We start from the raw sequence: 17,359 nt of genomic DNA on the forward strand, positions 1-17,359 counted from the left end.
TTTAACATAAGGTCGTATATTGCCCCCATGAAATACCCTTCCTTTATCATTTTACTCCTTACTTCTCTCACACTTTGGGCACAGCAAGCACCCATAAATCCCACCCCTTGGCGCATTCCTGCAACAACCTCTGTACCCACTGACAGCTTACCTAAAATTCAACAGTACATACAGCAACTCACAGACAGTTCCAAAGCTGCCTATGTGAACTCGCAAAACACGCGCTCTTTAAAACTCGCCTTGAATGCCTTGCAAACTGCTAAACAATACGGTATCAAAGAACACAGAGCCATGCTAAATTTTAGGGTGGGCTATTTACTAGAAAAAATAGAAGCATACGAAGAAGCTGTGGTTTTTAGGGCTACTCAAGCCGCTTGGAACCTTAAAAACAACAATCCATTACATGCCTATCACTGTTATTCAGACATTGGAAAACTGTATTACCAACTCAAAAAATTCAGTACTTCACAACAGTACTATCTGATTGCCTTAAAGCTATCCTCGAAACTCGATGATACTGACCTAAAAGGTCATGCTCTCAACAATGTAGGACTTACCTATTTGCGTTCGGACAGCATCACTAAGGCCATTCCTTACTTTAGGGAGGCGCTTCAAGCATTTAAATTAAAAAAGCAATACAAAAATTTCAATGCGCTTATGATCGGTGTCTGTCATGGGAACCTCGCAGAGTGCTACCTACAAGATTACGGAACAGCCAAACAACTACTCGATTCGTATTTGACAATCGCGCAGCAGCAGCAAGCTTCTGAAAATATTTCCGAAGCCTATGTTAAACGGGGGACGCTCGCTATGGAACATCACTTGTGGCAACCCGCATTTTCGGACTTACTAAAAGCCTCAGCATTACTCAAATCAAGTGCCCACTACAAACTGTATTTACGGTGCTTAAAGAGCATGACCAACACTCTAAGTCATCTCAACCAACCCAAAATGATGCAGCAATACCTATCAGCCTACCTGCAATTAAACGATTCGTTATACGGTTCGAGTAGGATACAGCAAATAACTGCCTCTAAAGCACTACTGCAACTCGATAAAATTCAATATGAGCTGGACTTGCACCGCATGTCATTAACTGCTAAGAAAAAAGAAATTCACTATTTAAAACAGACAAAAAAAGATCAAAAAGTAAAGTGGTTCCTAAGCTTAGGACTCCTAATTACCTCCGTTGTAGTAGCGATATTGGGTTATATTAAAATGCGCCAAAATCAACGGAAGGACGCTGCCATTCAAGAAATGAAAAAGCAATTGATAAAAGCGGAACTCAAAAATAAACAGCTCGAAAACCTAGAACTCAAAAAAAACCTGAAAACCAAGCATACGGAACTCACTAATTTCGCCATTGAAATTTCAGAAAATTACCACCTCTTAAAAAAACTGAATACCGAATTAAAATCGCTTAAAGAATCGGGAAAATCAGAGAGCCCTGAGTACCAATCACTAGTACAACTGCTGGATGGTCAACTCGGCTTAGACAATCAACTCAAAGACTTTCAACGCAAAGCCAACCTATTGCACAAAGAATACAACAATACACTTTTGAGCATTCATCCCAGCTTGACAAAAAATGACTTGTACTTGTGTAGTTTGATACGACTGCATTTAACGAATAAAGATATGGCCATTTTAAGAAACGTTACAGAAAAAGCGGTGCGCATGAGTAAATATCGTCTAAAGCAAAAACTACAACTCGACAAAAGTGCCGATTTACACGCGTATCTGAACAACTTGTAAACTTATACTTCCACCTACGGCTATTTAGGCCTATATTTGTACTAAAATGCTAGTTCAATTGCCAATGCAAGAGACGAAGTTTCTATCAATATTACAAGGATGCAAAAAACTTTAAACGATTTGAATAAAGACGATTGGAATCGCCTATTCCCCGTTGCATTAGAAAAACACAATCCCCATTGGAAAAATCTGTTTGAACGCGAAAAAGCACTGATTCTGAAGCAGCTCTCTCCAAACCAGATCATACGAATTGAGCACTTCGGTAGTACCGCTATTCCAACAATTATGGCCAAGCCGTATATTGATCTCTTAATTGAAATCCCTGAAAAGCTCTTGTTTCACCCCACGCTGATACGTGAATTTGAAACACTCGGCTACACCCATTTCAAAGTGCCCGAACGCGATCAAATAGCCGCATATTCTTCTTTTGGAAAAGGGTATTTTCCCGATGGACGTCCAGCGCAAAAATTCCACATTCACCTGTGTCCAAAAGATAATTTCATGTGGCAGCAACTTCAGTTCAGAGATTACCTCCTTCAACATCCCGAAAGAGCGAAAGCTTATGAAACGCTAAAGCTAAACTTAGCAAAAAAGCGCAAAAATGATCGAGGAGCCTACGTATTGGGAAAAACCGATTTTGTTATGGAAACTATTGCCCTTTGCCACTAAAAATTTAATGCTATGAAAAAACTTATACAACTCTTATCCTTCCTTGTTTTCGGGTACGCCTCTGCTCAAATAACATTTACACCACTGTTGGAAGCTCAATTGATCAATGAAAAAGATAAAATTCAACTCCACCAAATCTTGCAGCAGTTTGAAAAAACTACTCCTGCCACTATGGTATTAGCTTTACAACAGTTACACCAAAAAAAATTAACCGGTTTCACCGATAGTAGTGACACCAATATCAATTATTCTACATTTCCATACACTACAGAAGACAAAAAACAACTGTTGTTGTGGAACCAGCAACTGTGGAAATCGAAAGTACTAGACACAGCGATGTACAACGAGCAATTAACAAAAATCAATAACGATCGCTATCGACACTACCTAGAATATTTCCAGCACTTATTAAATACCTTGGGGTATCGCGAATTAATATCCAAACCAAGGCTGAAACAATTTGCACTTCAACTCAAAAACCTCAAGCTTTTAACGCCTTCAAAACACGCAGATTTTCTTCGTTCTATTCACACTGTGAAATCTCCCTTAGATCTTCTAAAATTCTGTTCGAACGCTGCCGTTTTCGACTTGGCGGCCTACCCTAAACATCTGACGGGCTACTTAGAAAAAATACATCACAAAACAGCTGCGCTACTCCCTTCACTAGCTTTTGAAAATTTTGACTATCAAATTAAGCCTCATGAAGTGATAGATGACGGTCAGGAAATTTATTGTTCGCTAACCATAGACGGAACCCCCTATCATCAAAAGAGTTTTTACCTCAGTCATCGCGAACTCGACAACTCCTATGAGTACTTTGGAAAAGTAGATCACCTAACCTACCTCGCTATTTTCAATAAAGCCCTCCGTGATCAAGGTTCTGCAGTTCGCCTGTTTTCTGTTAGCAGTTTAAATGAAACCGACCTAAACACCATTGATCACAGATACTACGGCGTTATAGCCCTCAACAAAAAACAGTATGAACAACTGAACAATTTTATGTACGGTCGGTTTTGGTTGTTGTCGCATTCAATTGGTTTTGATAATCAATTCAACTCCAGGGTGCTTCAAGAGTTTCAAGAGAAATTGCTGCGCTTGAATTTACTGTCAGCAACATCGGCTAAAGCTCTAAAGCAACAAACGCAATGCAACCCCCTTAATAGCGTGTATGACCTATTTACATATACTCCTGAGCTCACCTGTCCTACTGAATATAATTTCGGAGATTACGACAGTCCTTTAAAAGCCTTTATCACAGCCTTAAAAAAAATCAGCCGAGGAGCTTTTACCCCTGAGAAAATTCAACTTATTGCACAGCCCAATCCGCGCGAACAACTCATTGTATTTCAGTGGAACAACGAGCATCACAGCATTAAACTAACTTCTGATAAACCGGACCTACTCCCACAAATTAATACTATTTTACAGCGAACAGGCAGCCGCGGTAAATTTTACCAGATTGGCAACTTCGATCAACAGTGGTTGTTATTTTTAACGGATATACAATACCAAGAACTTCAACAAGATTTAAACTTACACTAAATGCTAGACTTTATTTCACCGATCCTTTTACTCATATGCGGCTTAGCTCTTTTTTACGGAGTTTTGCTCGGATTAAAAAAAACGGATATACAATACCAAGAACTTCAACAAGATTTAAACTTACACTAAATGCTAGACTTTATTTCACCGATCCTTTTACTCATATGCGGCTTAGCTCTTTTTTACGGAGTTTTGCTCGGATTAAAAAAGATTGTCACCCATTTAACGAGGCCCCAACTCATTGTATTACTCCTAGTATGGATCAGTATTGGCTTCTATTTCAACTTGGACTACAACACGCAATTTGGTTGTATGTTGACTACACAATACACTTGGGCTATCCCTAACATTGTATACAGTTCATTGGCCGCAGTTTTAATTTTCTGTTCTTATGCCGTACAAAATCGAAGGTATCAATTGTACCTAATCAATATAGAGTTGTGCATTTGGCTATATAAACTACTCTTTATCAAAGGAGGTTATTATATTGGGATTGGTGGAGCACCCGACGAAAGCATTTTATTCTACGATGTTATCTCCTTAAATTTACGCTTACTATTTCGAAGCAAAACCCAAGAAAAGCCTATATCCATCCGTTATCTTATACTTATAAACTTCCTAGTATTCAAACTACTTAAATAGTTAATCATGAAAAAATTACTGGTTTACCTTCTGTTATTTACTTCTTACCATCTGTCCGCTCAAAATACCCTTTCTGAGGATATTATTAGCCATAATAAAGAACTCGCTAAACAATGTAGGACTTGTACTAAAAGGCGTATCCGAATTTCCCCGCCAGCAAAAAAAATGATTGCGCAAGATCTCGCATTCATCAAACAAACGCTCAATAAATTACCCGAATTAAACCCATCTCTTAGTTTGTATACCGAGTACCTTCCTGAGCTGAAAACGCGTCAGGCTCCTCAGTATTCCGCTATTAATCTGAATGACGACCTTCGCTACATCACTGTTTACAAAAACATAAACTACCTTAACTTAACCTTTCGATTTTTGGTGTATAAAGACGCCGTATTGCACAGTCAATATCAAATGACAGTCTATGATGGTATTTTTGAAAATCACTTTGCCCAGGTCTTAGACTTCCCGTGGTCGTGTGCTGGCAATAATGTAGAATTCACTCGAAAGTATCCTAAACAGCTCAGCCGTTATCTCCAAAAGTATCCCAAATTTCAATTTGATCTTAAAGAAGCTACTTTAAACGCGTATACTCCTAGCATCCTTACGGCTTTCGTCAATCTGATCTCGATTGAAAACCTCACTGCTACGTTTACAAGCGCTGACACACTGTCGTACGAATTTGACCAAGCGAATCTACTTTTAAAAGCAAAGCAGTATCCACTCTTTGAAAAACTCCTTTACGGACCCAATCCCATTGCGCGTATTTTTGCTTACCACGCGCTTACCAAGGCGCTAAAAGAAGGCTATACGGCCTCAGAAGATTTAAAAGTCAGACTGGCGAAAACAAAAAAAGAAGGCCTGCTATTTTACGATCGTTTTCAGCAATATGAAATCCGAGGCATTGCACAAGAGCAATTTGTCATCTTGGTCAAATCAAGATCGGAATAGCTTAAATTAATTTGATCTACGCGCACTGTAATTCTAGGAACTTTACACTCGAAAACAATAAACCACCAAACAAAACTATATTTTAACACGCTCTCCCAAAACCATAACCATTTGATTACCAAAAACAAAGGCTCAAGTAAAAAAAAACAATCAAGTTTTTTTAAAAAAGTGCATGGTATTAAAAAAAAGATTATTTTTGATTTATTGATGGTAAAATACAATGGTTAGTTTTACTTATTTCGTTAGCAATATTTTAAGGAAGATAAATTATTGCTTTGTATTTGGGAAATACAACGAAAAATTAAAGGTATCTTCCATACTTATTATTTTAAGCATACTTCAAAATCTTCGTTTACGAGGTGTGTATCTACAACTATTAGTTTAGTTTCTTTTTTCAATTTAGGTTATAACCCTGCTATATAAAATAGTATTGGGGCTTATCTGCTATAATTTTAATTGAAAAATGAACACGAAATACATAGATTTAATTGAACAAACCTTTGATTTCCCACAAGAGGAATTTCAGGTTAACGATGGGAATTTACTTTTCCACAACATTGATATTTTAGAGGATCTTATCAAACAATATGGAACTCCTCTTAAATTCACATATCTACCAAAGATATCACAGAACATACAACAAACTAAAAAATGGTTCTATGAAGCAATTCAAAAGCTCGATTATTCCGGGTCGTACAACTATTCTTATTGCACAAAGAGTTCTCATTTCAAACATGTTTTAGATGAGGCTTTGAAAAACGATATTCATATCGAAACTTCATCAGCCTTTGATATTGACATAGTCAGAGCCCTTTATAAAAACGGCAAGCTAAACAATCAGAACTACATACTTTGTAATGGATTCAAAAGGGATCAATACATTGCTAATATTGCCAATTTAATAGAGGATGGGTTTGAAAACTGCATCCCAATAATTGACAACTTTGAAGAATTAGGACTCATTCAGTCATTGACAAACAAAAAATTCAAAGTTGGTATTAGAATTGCATCGGAGGAAGAGCCCAAATTCGAATTCTATACAAGTCGACTCGGTATTGGATATAAAAATATCGTCAACTTTTATCAAGAAACAATCGCTAACAATCCACAGACCGAATTAAAAATGCTTCACTTTTTCATTAATACGGGAATAAAAGACAATGCGTATTATTGGAATGAGCTGTTGAAATGTTTAAAAGTATATGTCAACTTAAAAAAATGCTGTCCTAGTTTAGATAGTCTAAACATTGGTGGTGGCTTTCCGATAAAAAACACACTGGCCTTTAACTACGACTATCAATACATGATTGAAGAAATTATTCATCAAATCAAGATAGCATGCGAGGAAGCTGATGTGCCCTGCCCTCATATTTTTACAGAATTTGGAAGCTACACAGTTGGGGAAAGCGCAGGAACCATCTATAAAGTGCTCTATCAAAAAAAACAGAATGATCGCGAGAAATGGAATATGATAGATTCTTCATTTATCACAACCTTACCTGATAGCTGGGCCATTAATAAACGGTTTATCATGCTCCCAATAAACAAATGGGACCATGACTACGAAAGGGTACTGCTTGGAGGATTAACTTGTGATAGTGATGACTACTACAATTCAGAGCAGCACGTGAATGCAATTTACCTCCCTATATACGAAAAGGACAATCCTTTATACATAGGATTTTTTAACACAGGTGCATATCAAGAAAGCATTGGTGGTTTTGGCGGATTACAGCATTGCTTAATACCTCAGCCAAAACATATTATCATCCAGAAAGGCAAGGATGGAGCTATTGAAACTAGTGTATTCAAAGATGCTCAAAAAAGTAATGAATTACTCACAATTTTAGGATATGAAAACGAATAGAACCTATGCTGGAATTCCTGAAAAATTCAGCAAACTAGAAACCTCTAAAATAGTACTGATACCAGTACCATACGACGGAACTAGCACTTGGCAAAAAGGTGCAGATAAAGGACCTGAGGCCTTCTTACACGCTTCAGAAAACATGGAATTATACGATATCGAAACTGCAAGTGAAGTTTATAAAAGAGGAATCTATCTGACAGCACCCATTCTCGAAAACAAATCGCCTGAGACCGTTGTCGAAACGGTACATGCAACTGTTAAGAAATACATTAATAAAAATAAGTTTGTCACTCTTTTTGGAGGAGAACATTCGATATCAATAGGAACCGTAAGAGCATTCAATGAGTGCTTTCATAACCTCACAGTCTTACACATCGATGCACATGCCGATTTAAGACCGTCGTACGAAGGTAGTAACTGTAATCACGCTTGCGCCATGTATGAAGCTTCTCAAAACACAAACCTTGTCCAAGTTGCGATAAGAAGTATGGACGCTTCTGAAAATAGTGTCATGAATAGAGATAAAGTGTTTTTTGCTCATGAAATGGCAACTAATGATTATTGGGCAGATGAAGTTTTAGAATTACTAACGGGTCCTGTTCTTATCAGTTTTGATTTGGACGCTTTTGATCCATCAATTCTATCGAGCACTGGTACACCTGAACCCGGAGGGCTATTTTGGTACGAAACACTCGCATTTTTAAAGCGTGTTTTTAAAGAAAAAGATGTTGTAGGTTTTGATATCGTAGAGCTTTGTCCGAACGAACATGAAAAGTCGTCAGATTTCTTAGCTGCAAAGCTCTATTATAAGATGTTAAGTTACAAGTTTGAACTCAACGAAGATGACAATTATCTGGAGGAAGAAACACCTACCTCACCATTTACTAAATTGACCAAATTTAAACCCGACCATGATGAATACTAATACCCATCCTATATCCGATTTCATAGAAAAATACTTTCTTCATTTTAATGCGGCATCCGTGGTAGATGCAGCAAAAGCATATGAAAAACAAATTGATGGTGGTTCTAAAATGTTAGTGTCTTTAGCAGGCGCTATGAGTACCGCTGAAATTGGAAAAATTTTTGCCGATATCATCAGAGCCGACAAAGTTCACATAGTTTCCTGTACAGGCGCTAACCTTGAAGAAGACGTAATGAATTTGGTGGCCCATTCACATTACAAAAGAGTCCCTAATTACAGAGATTTAACACCTCAAGACGAATGGGATCTTTTATCTAAAGGACTAAATAGAGTCACTGACACCTGCATTCCTGAAGAAGAAGCCTTTAGAAGAATTCAAGAACATATATTCAAAATTTGGAAAGATGCAGAAGCTAAGGGCGAACGTTACTTTCCACATGAATTTATGTACAAATTATTACTCTCGGGGGCATTAGAAGAATACTATGAAATCGACTTACGTGATTCATGGATGTACGCAGCAGCAGAACACAATTTACCCATGGTAGTTCCCGGCTGGGAAGATTCTACGTTGGGTAACATATTTGCATCTTATGTCATAAAAGGAGAACTAAAGGCATCAACGGTGAAATCAGGCATCGAATACATGACTTTTTTGGCCGACTGGTACACGGAAAACTCAAGTCAAGGTATTGGTTTCTTTCAAATCGGAGGTGGAATTGCAGGGGATTTCCCGATTTGTGTTGTTCCAATGCTCTACCAAGATATGGAACGAGAAGACACTCCTTTCTGGAGTTATTTTTGTCAAATATCCGATTCTACAACAAGTTATGGTTCCTATTCTGGGGCGGTTCCAAATGAAAAAATCACTTGGGGTAAACTAGATATTGATACTCCTAAATTCATTATTGAAAGTGACGCAACTATTGTGGCTCCATTGATCTTTGCTTATTTATTAAAAATGTAATCCTATGAAACGTATAATTGTTGACTACCATAAATTGACTTCAGATATTCTGAACTTATTAGTTGAGAAATACCCTGACGGATACGCGTACAATGATATCATCTCTTTTCAAAATTCTAGTGGAGAAACAATTAGTGCGGTGGAAGTAAGAACACAAGACACCATCTATCTGGTTAAAATTAGTCGTAAACTAGAGAAAACAATGGATGAATTCATGGAGGATGAGAATTCTTTCGATGATGACAATGATTTTAACTAAACCTTTATTATGAATTATTACAGTGCACAACAAAAGATGACAGCCATAGGAGTTTATGCAGGCTACCATGACGGCAATTATACGTTTGTCTTGGAGAACAATGAGGTGATAGACTTCGATCAAATCAACACGATGATCTTAGAACACTTTGATTTAAAATCAACTCAACTTAAAGGTACACGATTTGAAATCAACTACATAGAGCTCATCGATGATGTAGACGATGAAGATTATATCAGTCTAAAATTAAATCAATTGACCTTAGTATAACATGGAATTAAATTGTTTTCACATGTCGCTTCCTTGCAAAAGTATCGAAGCGACCGTAAGTTACTACAGTGAGCAACTAGGAATTGCAATAGGCAGACGCTCTGACAATTGGGTGGACTTAAATTTGTTTGGTCATCAACTTACTTTCGTAGAATCAAACAACTTTGAGTTCCAATTTCCATTTTATTCATTAGATGAAGAAGACCTTCCCTCCTTCCATTTTGGAGTCGTCTTAACAAATGACGCTTGGGAAAAAATCTATGACCAAATCAATAGACAATGGTCCAATGACACCATCCTAAAACGAACATTTTTTAAGGACAAAGACGGCGAGCAAAATACCTTTATCGTCAAAGATCCAAATGGCTATTACCTCGAATTCAAAACATTCAAAAGCCCCTCTCATATTTTCCTTTGATAGAGATACTATTTAGCCAACTTAAACAACAACTAGGTCCTCAGATAGGATCGTATGATACATTAAAATTATAAAAAAATCACCATTCGAATTAGTGAAAAATACTATTCATATTATTACACCCAATAGCTTTGAAGCAGAGAATCATTGGTATGAAAAATCTCTAAACGCTACCATTCATCCTATGGTTAGCTACTTCATGAACTTGTCTAACGAACGAATTGTTAAACGCTATTGCCATTTGAATCCTAAAGTGCGTCCTGACGACTTGCATGAAATTCTCAATTACAAGCCTAAGCATTATCACCTATCTGGTGCTGATTTACTTCACTTAACAACAGAACAGGGAAAAAGACAAATGGTTATAATAGAAAACAACTCTTGTCCTTCCGGTCAGAAATCGATGCCTCTACTTAATGAATTTAAAGAACAAGGTGGGTACCGACAGTTTATGGAGCACACTATTAAACCTCTGCTAAAAAAACAACTCAAAAATGCAGTAGCTGTCATTTACGATAAGAACTATATGGAGGCCTCTGGTTACGCTCATGCAATGGCCGACATGCTCGGCAAAGAAGTTTATCTAATCCCTTATTTTGACGATAGCGATAAAAGTCATATCGATATTTCTGGAGACTACCTCCAAGTAAAGCTCAATGGTGAATGGATACAACTAGACATCGTATTCCGGTACTTAACTCAAAAGCCTTGGAACCGACTTCCCATTGTTTCTAAAACTAAAATTATAAACCCAACGATCGTCTGTTTAGCTGGAGGGCGAAACAAACTTGTAGCTTCTAAGGCTTATTCTTTTTACAACTCTGAGTTATCAGACAAGAACTTAGCCATTATTACACCAAAAACTATCTGGGATGTCAACAAAAATGAGATTCCCTTGTGGGTTGAAAATTTGGGAGGGAAAGCTGTCGTAAAAATTCCCTATAGCAATGCTGGTCAAGGGGTATTTACCATAGTAAATCAAAAAGAATTGGACGAATTTATGCAGATGGATTTTGATTATCATAAATTCATTGTACAAAGCCTCGTAGGAAACTACAATTGGAGTTCCACGACTTCCGAAGGTAAATACTATCACGTAGGAACAATTCCCAATCAAAAAGGCCTGTCTTACGTTCTTGACTTTAGAATGATGATTCATGCTACAAAAAATGGATATAAACCAATTTCTATCTATTCCAGAAGAGCCAAAGCTCCCTTGAAAGATGATTTACAAGAAGGAAAAGCATCTTGGGATATCCTAGGAACCAATTTATCGTACAAACATGAAAATGGAGATTGGGGCTCAGATACCAGCAGACTTCTTTTAATGGAACGAAAGGAGTTTAACAATTTAGGCATTGGTCTTGACGATTTAATTGAAGCCTTTATTCAAACCGTCTTAACCACTATAGCCATCGACAAAATGGCTATTAAACTAATCAATACCAAAGGGCGATTTAAACGAAAGCTTTTTAAATCACTGAACGATGACGACACATTAATCCAAGAAATCCTTTAGTTTTTAAAGATCGATACAGTATGATTATAGAGAAAATCGATTTAGACGACTATCATAACGGTTCGCTATCCTATTGCTGGCTACCCATCGTTTCAGATGGTTTGGGACAGGCCATTAATATTCCAGTGATTATAGCGAAAGGAATACATGCAGGTCCTACACTGGGAATAACTGCCGTTGTTCACGGGAATGAACTGAACGGTATGTCAGTAATTCAAAACCTCTTTACCACCATTGATGTAACAAAACTCTCTGGGACCCTAATTGGAATTCCTGTTGTGAACGTACCATCGGTTTTGGTTAACGAGCGCCACTTCCCAGATGGTCAAGACCTGAACAGAATCATGCCTGGATATAAAAATGGCAACCGCAGCCAAGTGTACGCTCACCGATTAATTCAACGAATTATAAACAAATTCGATTATTTACTCGACTTGCATACAGCTAGCTTTGGCAGGATTAACTCTTATTATATCAGAGCGGATTTAAAGTCGAAAGTTGCCCGTGATTTAGCAGGTATTCAAAATGCTCAAATCGTACTACACGCTCCCCCTGAAAATGGAACTCTTCGAGGAACGGCCATGGAACTAGGAATAACGAGTATTACCATAGAAGTAGGAAATCCTGATAAATTTCAAAAGAAAATGATTCGTTCAAGTTTATCTGGTATTTACAACACGCTCTCTTATTTAAACATGTACGACATTGCCATCAACACCAAAGCCACTCCCCCCGTGTACTGCTCAAATTCGTATTGGATTTACACTACTATTGGAGGAATACTCGAAGTGTTGGTACAGCTCACGCAACGAGTAAAAAAAGGAGAACTAATAGCAACCGTAAAGGATGTCTTTGGTAAAACTCAAAAAAGTTACTACGCTCCAGAAGATGGTATAATAATCGGTAAAAGCACTAATCCCATAGGACAATCGGGAAGTAGAATAGTCCACCTCGGGATAATAGACTCCTAATATTTTGGGATAAAAAAACACCCTTTGAAAACTCAAAGGGTGTTTTTTTTATATGGCATACTTGCCTAGTAATTTCTGTGCTGTGCACTTAGTTCAAATACTTTTTCTAGAATGGCTTTCTCGCGTTCATCAAAATCAATATTACGGCGTTTCATTACCACTTCGGCCACTTCAAATACCTTGTTGGTTTTGTACTCGGTAAATCCTGAAGCTCCTCCCCAGCTAAACGACGGTACAAAGTTTCGAGGAAAACCACTTCCGAAAATATTTGCAGATACTCCTACAACTGTTCCGGTGTTAAACATGGTATTGATACCACATTTAGAATGGTCCCCCATAATCAATCCACAGAACTGTAATCCCGTTTTGGCAAAACGCCCCGTTTCATAACTCCACAAGCGCACTTCGGCATAGTTATTTTTTAAGTTCGAATTATTGGTATCGGCACCTAAATTACACCATTCTCCCAATACTGAATTTCCGAGAAATCCATCGTGTCCCTTGTTGGAATACCCGAATAAAACAGAGTTATTTACCTCTCCTCCAACTTTTGAATAAGGTCCGACGGTTGTTGCTCCGTATATTTTAGCTCCCATTTTTAGCACTGCGTTATCACATAAAGCCAAGGCTCCACGAACCACACAACCTTCCATAATTTCGGCATTTTTCCCGATGTATATCGGCCCCGTTGAAGCATTGAGAGTCGCAAAACTCAACTTAGCTCCTTCTTCTAAAAAGATATCTTCACGTTGAATACAATTCACTGTTTCTGGAATCGGTGCTGAGGTTCGCCCTTCGGTTAACAGTTCAAAGTCGGCACGAATGGCCTGATCATTTAAAGAAAATATGTCCCAAGTATTGCGTACCTGAATACAATCATCTTCAAACTCTAACTGTTCATATTCCTCAAAGTCCACCTCTTCTTGTGACGCTGAGGTATAAAATGCAATCACATCTTCCCCTTTAAAAATGGCTTGATTAGCTTGCAAATTACGGACCATTTCTACCAGTGATTTGGTTGGTAAAAATGACGCATTTAACATAATATTCTCCTCCATTTCTACCATGGGATACTTTTCTTCAAGGTATTCCTCGGTTATCGTGGTGGTTGTAAGACCTAAAAATTTCTCCCATTTTTCTCTAATGGTCAAAATCCCGATGCGAATATCCGCTACCGGACGAGTATATGTAAATGGTAATAAGGCTGTTCGCACATCCCCATCAAATAAAATGTAATTCATTGTTCTACTTTTTTGAAGCAACACAAACTTACCAATTTCCATTCATTTTACAAGTCAAAAATTTAACCTTACTTTTGTTGTTAAAATACGAAGAGCATATGAAGAAAATTTTAGCCCTAATTCTCATCGCGATAGCGCTAATAGCAGGTTTGTACTACGCCTTTATTTACTACGTTCCCTACAGTGAGGGCGTACGATCAGGAGAACTGATTAAGATTAGCTATAAAGGAGTTGCTATCAAAACTTGGGAAGGAGAAATTAGCCAGGGAATCTCTGGAGCCCAAATTTTTTCCTTTTCTGTTGAAGACCGCGAAGAACAGGTAATCGCCGACCTGCAAAAATACCAGGGACATTATGTAAAAGTTCATTACAAAGAGCGATATGGAACTTTTTTCTGGTTGGGAGACACTAAATATTTTATAACGAAAGTAGAAAAAGAAGCCTCTCCTCATTTTAGAGGATTACTCGATGACAATGAAAAACAATAAGTACATACCCATTAACAATACGCGTATCAGTATATCGGAACTCATGCTTCCATCACATGCGAATTTCAGTGGTAAAATTCACGGAGGTTACATATTAAACCTCATGGATCAGATTGCCTTTGCCTGTGCTTCCAAACACTCCGCTACCTACTGTGTTACAGCATCAGTAGACACCGTGGATTTTTTAAACCCCATAGAGGTCGGAGAATTGGTTACCATGAAAGCATCTGTTAATTACGTAGGAAGAACATCAATGGTTGTAGGAATTCGCGTAGAAGCCCAAAACATACAAACCGGCAAAGTGAAACACTGTAATTCATCGTATTTCACTATGGTAGCCCGAGACGAATCGGGTAAGGGCGTGGCCGTGCCAGGCTTATTGCTGCAAACCCCAGTAGAAATGCGACGCTTTTTAAAAGCCGCCAAACGTTTGGAAATGAAAAAAACACGTCAAGATGAATTTGATAGTGACGATTTTAATCCAACCGATTACCTACAGGAACTCACAAAGCACAACGTTAAGATCGCTTTGTAGTCCCCATACAATATTTTACACCCTAAAAGCCAAACCATTGACACCAAACCAACCTAGCTGGAAAGAGAAATTACACGAGATTATCTATGAGGCAGATACCCGATCGGGTAAACTGTTCGATATCGTATTGCTAATAGCCATTTTGGCTTCTGTGGTACTCGTGATGCTAGAAAGTGTTCCTGAAATTCAAAAAACGCATGGAGACCTCCTCAATATAGGAGAATGGATTTTGACAATTTTATTTAGTGTCGAGTACGGTATGCGCATTATCAGCATTAAAAAACCGCTGCGGTATATTTTTAGCTTTTACGGTATTATCGATTTGCTGTCAACCGCACCAAAATACCTGTCGATATTCTTTGTGGGTACCCACAGTTTGGTTGCGTTAAGAGCCCTGCGACTACTCCGAATATTTAGAATACTCAAATTAGCTCGCTTCATTGGTGAATCGAATAACTTTATCAAAGCTCTCAATGCCAGCAAAGCCAAAATCTCTGTATTTTTGTACTTTGTACTTATACTCTGTATCATTATCGGAACCATCATGTACTTAATTGAAGGAGCGGATAACGGATTTACGAGTATACCGAGAAGTGTTTACTGGGCCATCGTTACCATGACTACGGTCGGCTATGGCGATATTGCTCCACAAACACCTTTAGGTCAGCTCATAGCTAGTATTGTTATGATACTAGGTTACGGAATTATTGCGGTACCTACCGGAATCGTGAGTTCTGAAATGACCAAGCTCAACGACGTACACTTAAACACCCAAGCTTGTCCGAACTGTTCGTATGAAGGACACGACGACGATGCTATTTTTTGTAATCACTGCGGTAGTAAACTACACGATTAATGACAAACACACTCATCACCATAGTTGGGGCAACAGCCATCGGGAAGACCTCATTGAGCATAGCGCTCGCACAACATTTTAACTGCGACATTCTCTCGTGTGATTCCAGACAGTTTTTTAAGGAAATGCGCATTGGTACGGCCGTACCAGAACCCGAAGAACTCGCTGCAGCGCCGCATCATTTTATACAAAACCTCAGCGTATTAGATGAGTATAGCGTAGGTCAGTTTGAGCGTGATGCCTTAGATAAGCTCGACGAGTTATTCGAAAAAAATCCGATTCAAATTATGGTTGGCGGAAGCGGTTTATACGTCGATGCCGTACTCAAAGGACTGGATTACTTTCCGGATATTGAACCAGCAATTCGCGAAGCGTTGAACCAACGTTTGGAAAGCGAGGGCTTGGAAAGCCTTCAACAACAACTACAAAGCTTAGACCCTGAAACTTACAACAATATCGCTATTGACAATCCACATCGTGTGATTCGAGCGCTCGAGGTGTGTATTGGCACTGGAAAAACCTACGCCTCCTTTAAAAACAAACCTAAGAGACCTCGTAACTTCAACAGCATTAAAATCGGACTGAACGCAGCCCGTGAAATTACCTATGAGCGCATTGAAAAACGCGTAGATATCATGATGAATAAAGGCTTGCTAAAAGAAGTTGAACAGCTCGTTCCACACAGGCAACTCAATGCATTACAAACCGTAGGATACCGTGAATTGTTTGACTACTTTGACGGTCGCTGCTCGCTGGAAACTGCCATTGCGGAGATCAAAAAAAATACGCGTCGCTTTGCCAAAAGGCAAGGCACCTGGTTTCGCAAAGATCCCGATACGCTCTGGTTTGATTTTTTAGAAGATCGCAACAATATTATTCATAAAATTGAAAGTATCCTCAAAGAAAACTCCTAAAATTTAACGAATTTTAAGGGCTTTAGCGTAGTGGCTTTTATATATTTGTGCAAAACATAATCTATAATGAAGTTAAAATTATTACTTATTGCTAGCTTATTTACCACGAGCTTGTTTTTTGCTCAATCAAAGGTAGGTACCATTGACACCGAATTGATTGTTGGTAAAATGCCGCAAATGAAAGATGTTTTAGTTCGTATTAATGCCTATGCAAAAGAACTGGATTCGAGCTATCAGATTAAAACAACTGCATACAAAGAGAAAATCGAGGCTTTTAAGAAAGTAGAAAAGACCTTAACAGAACAACAACGCAAAGAGAAGATTCAAGAGCTCGCTGCCTTAGAACAAGAAATGGGGAAATTCCGCCAAAATGGGACAACACTCATGAAATTAAGACGCGACGAATACATACGTCCGTTGTATAAAAAGCTCAACGAAGTAATTCAAGAAATTGCTAAAAGCGAAGGGTACACCCAAGTATTGACCACTAGTGGTAACGAATTTGCTTTTATTGATCCGAACTTCGATTTAACAAAGAAGGTAATGGCTAAATTGGGTATTCAGGAGTAAATC

Annotated in this window: 19 protein-coding genes; 18 read left to right on the plus strand and 1 reads right to left on the minus strand. The window is 38.2% G+C overall.

Annotated features, from left to right (window positions below):
- Positions 1-27: 27 nt before the first annotated feature.
- From ACKTS5_RS11580 to ACKTS5_RS11640, 13 genes are all read left to right on the plus strand, one after another.
- Positions 28-1,755, plus strand: a complete 1,728-nt coding sequence (locus ACKTS5_RS11580) for a tetratricopeptide repeat protein (RefSeq protein ID WP_408044033.1) — start codon at positions 28-30, stop codon at positions 1,753-1,755.
- A gap of 99 nt (positions 1,756-1,854) precedes the next feature.
- Entirely contained in the window at positions 1,855-2,424 is a 570-nt protein-coding gene (locus ACKTS5_RS11585; RefSeq protein WP_408044034.1) for a GrpB family protein, read from the plus strand.
- A 12-nt stretch (positions 2,425-2,436) separates the two neighbouring features.
- Positions 2,437-3,966, plus strand: a complete 1,530-nt coding sequence (locus ACKTS5_RS11590; protein ID WP_408044035.1) for a hypothetical protein — start codon at positions 2,437-2,439, stop codon at positions 3,964-3,966.
- Positions 3,967-4,095: 129 nt separating this feature from the next.
- A complete protein-coding gene (locus tag ACKTS5_RS11595; RefSeq protein WP_408044036.1) occupies positions 4,096-4,608 on the plus strand; it encodes a hypothetical protein in 513 nt (170 codons plus the stop codon).
- Between the two features lie 165 nt (positions 4,609-4,773).
- Entirely contained in the window at positions 4,774-5,553 is a 780-nt protein-coding gene (locus ACKTS5_RS11600; RefSeq protein WP_408044037.1) for a hypothetical protein, read from the plus strand.
- A gap of 463 nt (positions 5,554-6,016) precedes the next feature.
- Positions 6,017-7,420, plus strand: coding sequence for a type III PLP-dependent enzyme domain-containing protein (locus ACKTS5_RS11605; protein ID WP_408044038.1), 1,404 nt, complete (start codon positions 6,017-6,019; stop codon positions 7,418-7,420).
- A complete protein-coding gene (speB, locus tag ACKTS5_RS11610; RefSeq protein WP_408044039.1) occupies positions 7,407-8,348 on the plus strand; it encodes an agmatinase in 942 nt (313 codons plus the stop codon). Before ACKTS5_RS11605 ends, speB begins: the two co-directional genes overlap by 14 nt.
- Positions 8,335-9,315: a deoxyhypusine synthase family protein gene (locus ACKTS5_RS11615; RefSeq protein WP_408044040.1), complete on the plus strand. Its 981-nt coding sequence runs from the start codon at positions 8,335-8,337 to the stop codon at positions 9,313-9,315. Before speB ends, ACKTS5_RS11615 begins: the two co-directional genes overlap by 14 nt.
- A gap of 4 nt (positions 9,316-9,319) precedes the next feature.
- On the plus strand, positions 9,320-9,574 hold the full coding sequence (locus ACKTS5_RS11620; protein ID WP_408044041.1) for a hypothetical protein: 255 nt from the start codon (positions 9,320-9,322) through the stop codon (positions 9,572-9,574).
- 9 nt (positions 9,575-9,583) lie between these two features.
- Positions 9,584-9,844 carry a hypothetical protein gene (locus ACKTS5_RS11625; RefSeq protein ID WP_408044042.1) on the plus strand — a complete coding sequence of 87 codons (261 nt, stop codon included), beginning with the start codon at positions 9,584-9,586 and terminating at the stop codon, positions 9,842-9,844.
- 22 nt (positions 9,845-9,866) lie between these two features.
- Positions 9,867-10,262, plus strand: coding sequence for a VOC family protein (locus ACKTS5_RS11630; protein WP_408044043.1), 396 nt, complete (start codon positions 9,867-9,869; stop codon positions 10,260-10,262).
- A gap of 94 nt (positions 10,263-10,356) precedes the next feature.
- A complete protein-coding gene (locus tag ACKTS5_RS11635; protein ID WP_408044044.1) occupies positions 10,357-11,781 on the plus strand; it encodes an ATP-grasp domain-containing protein in 1,425 nt (474 codons plus the stop codon).
- Between the two features lie 20 nt (positions 11,782-11,801).
- Entirely contained in the window at positions 11,802-12,752 is a 951-nt protein-coding gene (locus ACKTS5_RS11640; protein WP_408044045.1) for a succinylglutamate desuccinylase/aspartoacylase family protein, read from the plus strand.
- Between the two features lie 65 nt (positions 12,753-12,817).
- Here ACKTS5_RS11640 and ACKTS5_RS11645 read toward each other — a convergent pair whose 3' ends face one another.
- Complete coding sequence (locus ACKTS5_RS11645; RefSeq protein ID WP_408044046.1) at positions 12,818-13,993, minus strand: GlmU family protein; 1,176 nt, start codon at positions 13,991-13,993, stop codon at positions 12,818-12,820.
- A 98-nt stretch (positions 13,994-14,091) separates the two neighbouring features.
- Here ACKTS5_RS11645 and ACKTS5_RS11650 point away from each other — a divergent pair, with 98 nt between their 5' ends.
- The 5 genes from ACKTS5_RS11650 (at position 14,092) to ACKTS5_RS11670 (ending at position 17,356) form a co-directional block, all read left to right on the plus strand.
- Positions 14,092-14,481 (plus strand): 6-phosphogluconate dehydrogenase, encoded by a 390-nt coding sequence (locus tag ACKTS5_RS11650; protein ID WP_408044047.1) that lies wholly within the window; start codon positions 14,092-14,094, stop codon positions 14,479-14,481.
- Positions 14,468-15,016: an acyl-CoA thioesterase gene (locus ACKTS5_RS11655; protein ID WP_408044048.1), complete on the plus strand. Its 549-nt coding sequence runs from the start codon at positions 14,468-14,470 to the stop codon at positions 15,014-15,016. Before ACKTS5_RS11650 ends, ACKTS5_RS11655 begins: the two co-directional genes overlap by 14 nt.
- Positions 15,017-15,053: 37 nt before the next feature.
- Positions 15,054-15,872: an ion transporter gene (locus tag ACKTS5_RS11660; protein ID WP_408044049.1), complete on the plus strand. Its 819-nt coding sequence runs from the start codon at positions 15,054-15,056 to the stop codon at positions 15,870-15,872.
- On the plus strand, positions 15,872-16,786 hold the full coding sequence (miaA, locus tag ACKTS5_RS11665) for a tRNA (adenosine(37)-N6)-dimethylallyltransferase MiaA (RefSeq protein WP_408044050.1): 915 nt from the start codon (positions 15,872-15,874) through the stop codon (positions 16,784-16,786). Before ACKTS5_RS11660 ends, miaA begins: the two co-directional genes overlap by 1 nt.
- 66 nt (positions 16,787-16,852) lie before the next feature.
- Positions 16,853-17,356 (plus strand): OmpH family outer membrane protein, encoded by a 504-nt coding sequence (locus tag ACKTS5_RS11670; protein WP_408044051.1) that lies wholly within the window; start codon positions 16,853-16,855, stop codon positions 17,354-17,356.
- The last annotated feature ends 3 nt before the right edge of the window (positions 17,357-17,359 follow it).

Source organism: Tenacibaculum litopenaei (assembly GCF_964514025.1).
Classification (GTDB): domain Bacteria; phylum Bacteroidota; class Bacteroidia; order Flavobacteriales; family Flavobacteriaceae; genus Polaribacter; species Polaribacter litopenaei.

Excerpts from the sequence above, each read along its gene's own strand:
- ACKTS5_RS11640 (WP_408044045.1), top strand. The coding sequence starts at position 11,802 with ATGATTATAGAGAAAATCGATTTAGACGACTATCATAACGGTTCGCTA.
- ACKTS5_RS11620 (WP_408044041.1), top strand. The coding sequence starts at position 9,320 with ATGAAACGTATAATTGTTGACTACCATAAATTGACTTCAGATATTCTG.
- ACKTS5_RS11590 (WP_408044035.1), top strand. The coding sequence starts at position 2,437 with ATGAAAAAACTTATACAACTCTTATCCTTCCTTGTTTTCGGGTACGCC.
- ACKTS5_RS11605 (WP_408044038.1), top strand. The coding sequence starts at position 6,017 with ATGAACACGAAATACATAGATTTAATTGAACAAACCTTTGATTTCCCA.
- ACKTS5_RS11585 (WP_408044034.1), top strand. The coding sequence starts at position 1,855 with ATGCAAAAAACTTTAAACGATTTGAATAAAGACGATTGGAATCGCCTA.
- ACKTS5_RS11670 (WP_408044051.1), top strand. The coding sequence starts at position 16,853 with ATGAAGTTAAAATTATTACTTATTGCTAGCTTATTTACCACGAGCTTG.
- ACKTS5_RS11630 (WP_408044043.1), top strand. The coding sequence starts at position 9,867 with ATGTCGCTTCCTTGCAAAAGTATCGAAGCGACCGTAAGTTACTACAGT.
- ACKTS5_RS11580 (WP_408044033.1), top strand. The coding sequence starts at position 28 with ATGAAATACCCTTCCTTTATCATTTTACTCCTTACTTCTCTCACACTT.
- ACKTS5_RS11595 (WP_408044036.1), top strand. The coding sequence starts at position 4,096 with ATGCTAGACTTTATTTCACCGATCCTTTTACTCATATGCGGCTTAGCT.
- speB (WP_408044039.1), top strand. The coding sequence starts at position 7,407 with ATGAAAACGAATAGAACCTATGCTGGAATTCCTGAAAAATTCAGCAAA.
- ACKTS5_RS11625 (WP_408044042.1), top strand. The coding sequence starts at position 9,584 with ATGAATTATTACAGTGCACAACAAAAGATGACAGCCATAGGAGTTTAT.
- miaA (WP_408044050.1), top strand. The coding sequence starts at position 15,872 with ATGACAAACACACTCATCACCATAGTTGGGGCAACAGCCATCGGGAAG.
- ACKTS5_RS11645 (WP_408044046.1), bottom strand. The coding sequence starts at position 13,993 with ATGAATTACATTTTATTTGATGGGGATGTGCGAACAGCCTTATTACCA.
- ACKTS5_RS11600 (WP_408044037.1), top strand. The coding sequence starts at position 4,774 with ATGATTGCGCAAGATCTCGCATTCATCAAACAAACGCTCAATAAATTA.
- ACKTS5_RS11650 (WP_408044047.1), top strand. The coding sequence starts at position 14,092 with ATGAAGAAAATTTTAGCCCTAATTCTCATCGCGATAGCGCTAATAGCA.
- ACKTS5_RS11655 (WP_408044048.1), top strand. The coding sequence starts at position 14,468 with ATGAAAAACAATAAGTACATACCCATTAACAATACGCGTATCAGTATA.
- ACKTS5_RS11615 (WP_408044040.1), top strand. The coding sequence starts at position 8,335 with ATGATGAATACTAATACCCATCCTATATCCGATTTCATAGAAAAATAC.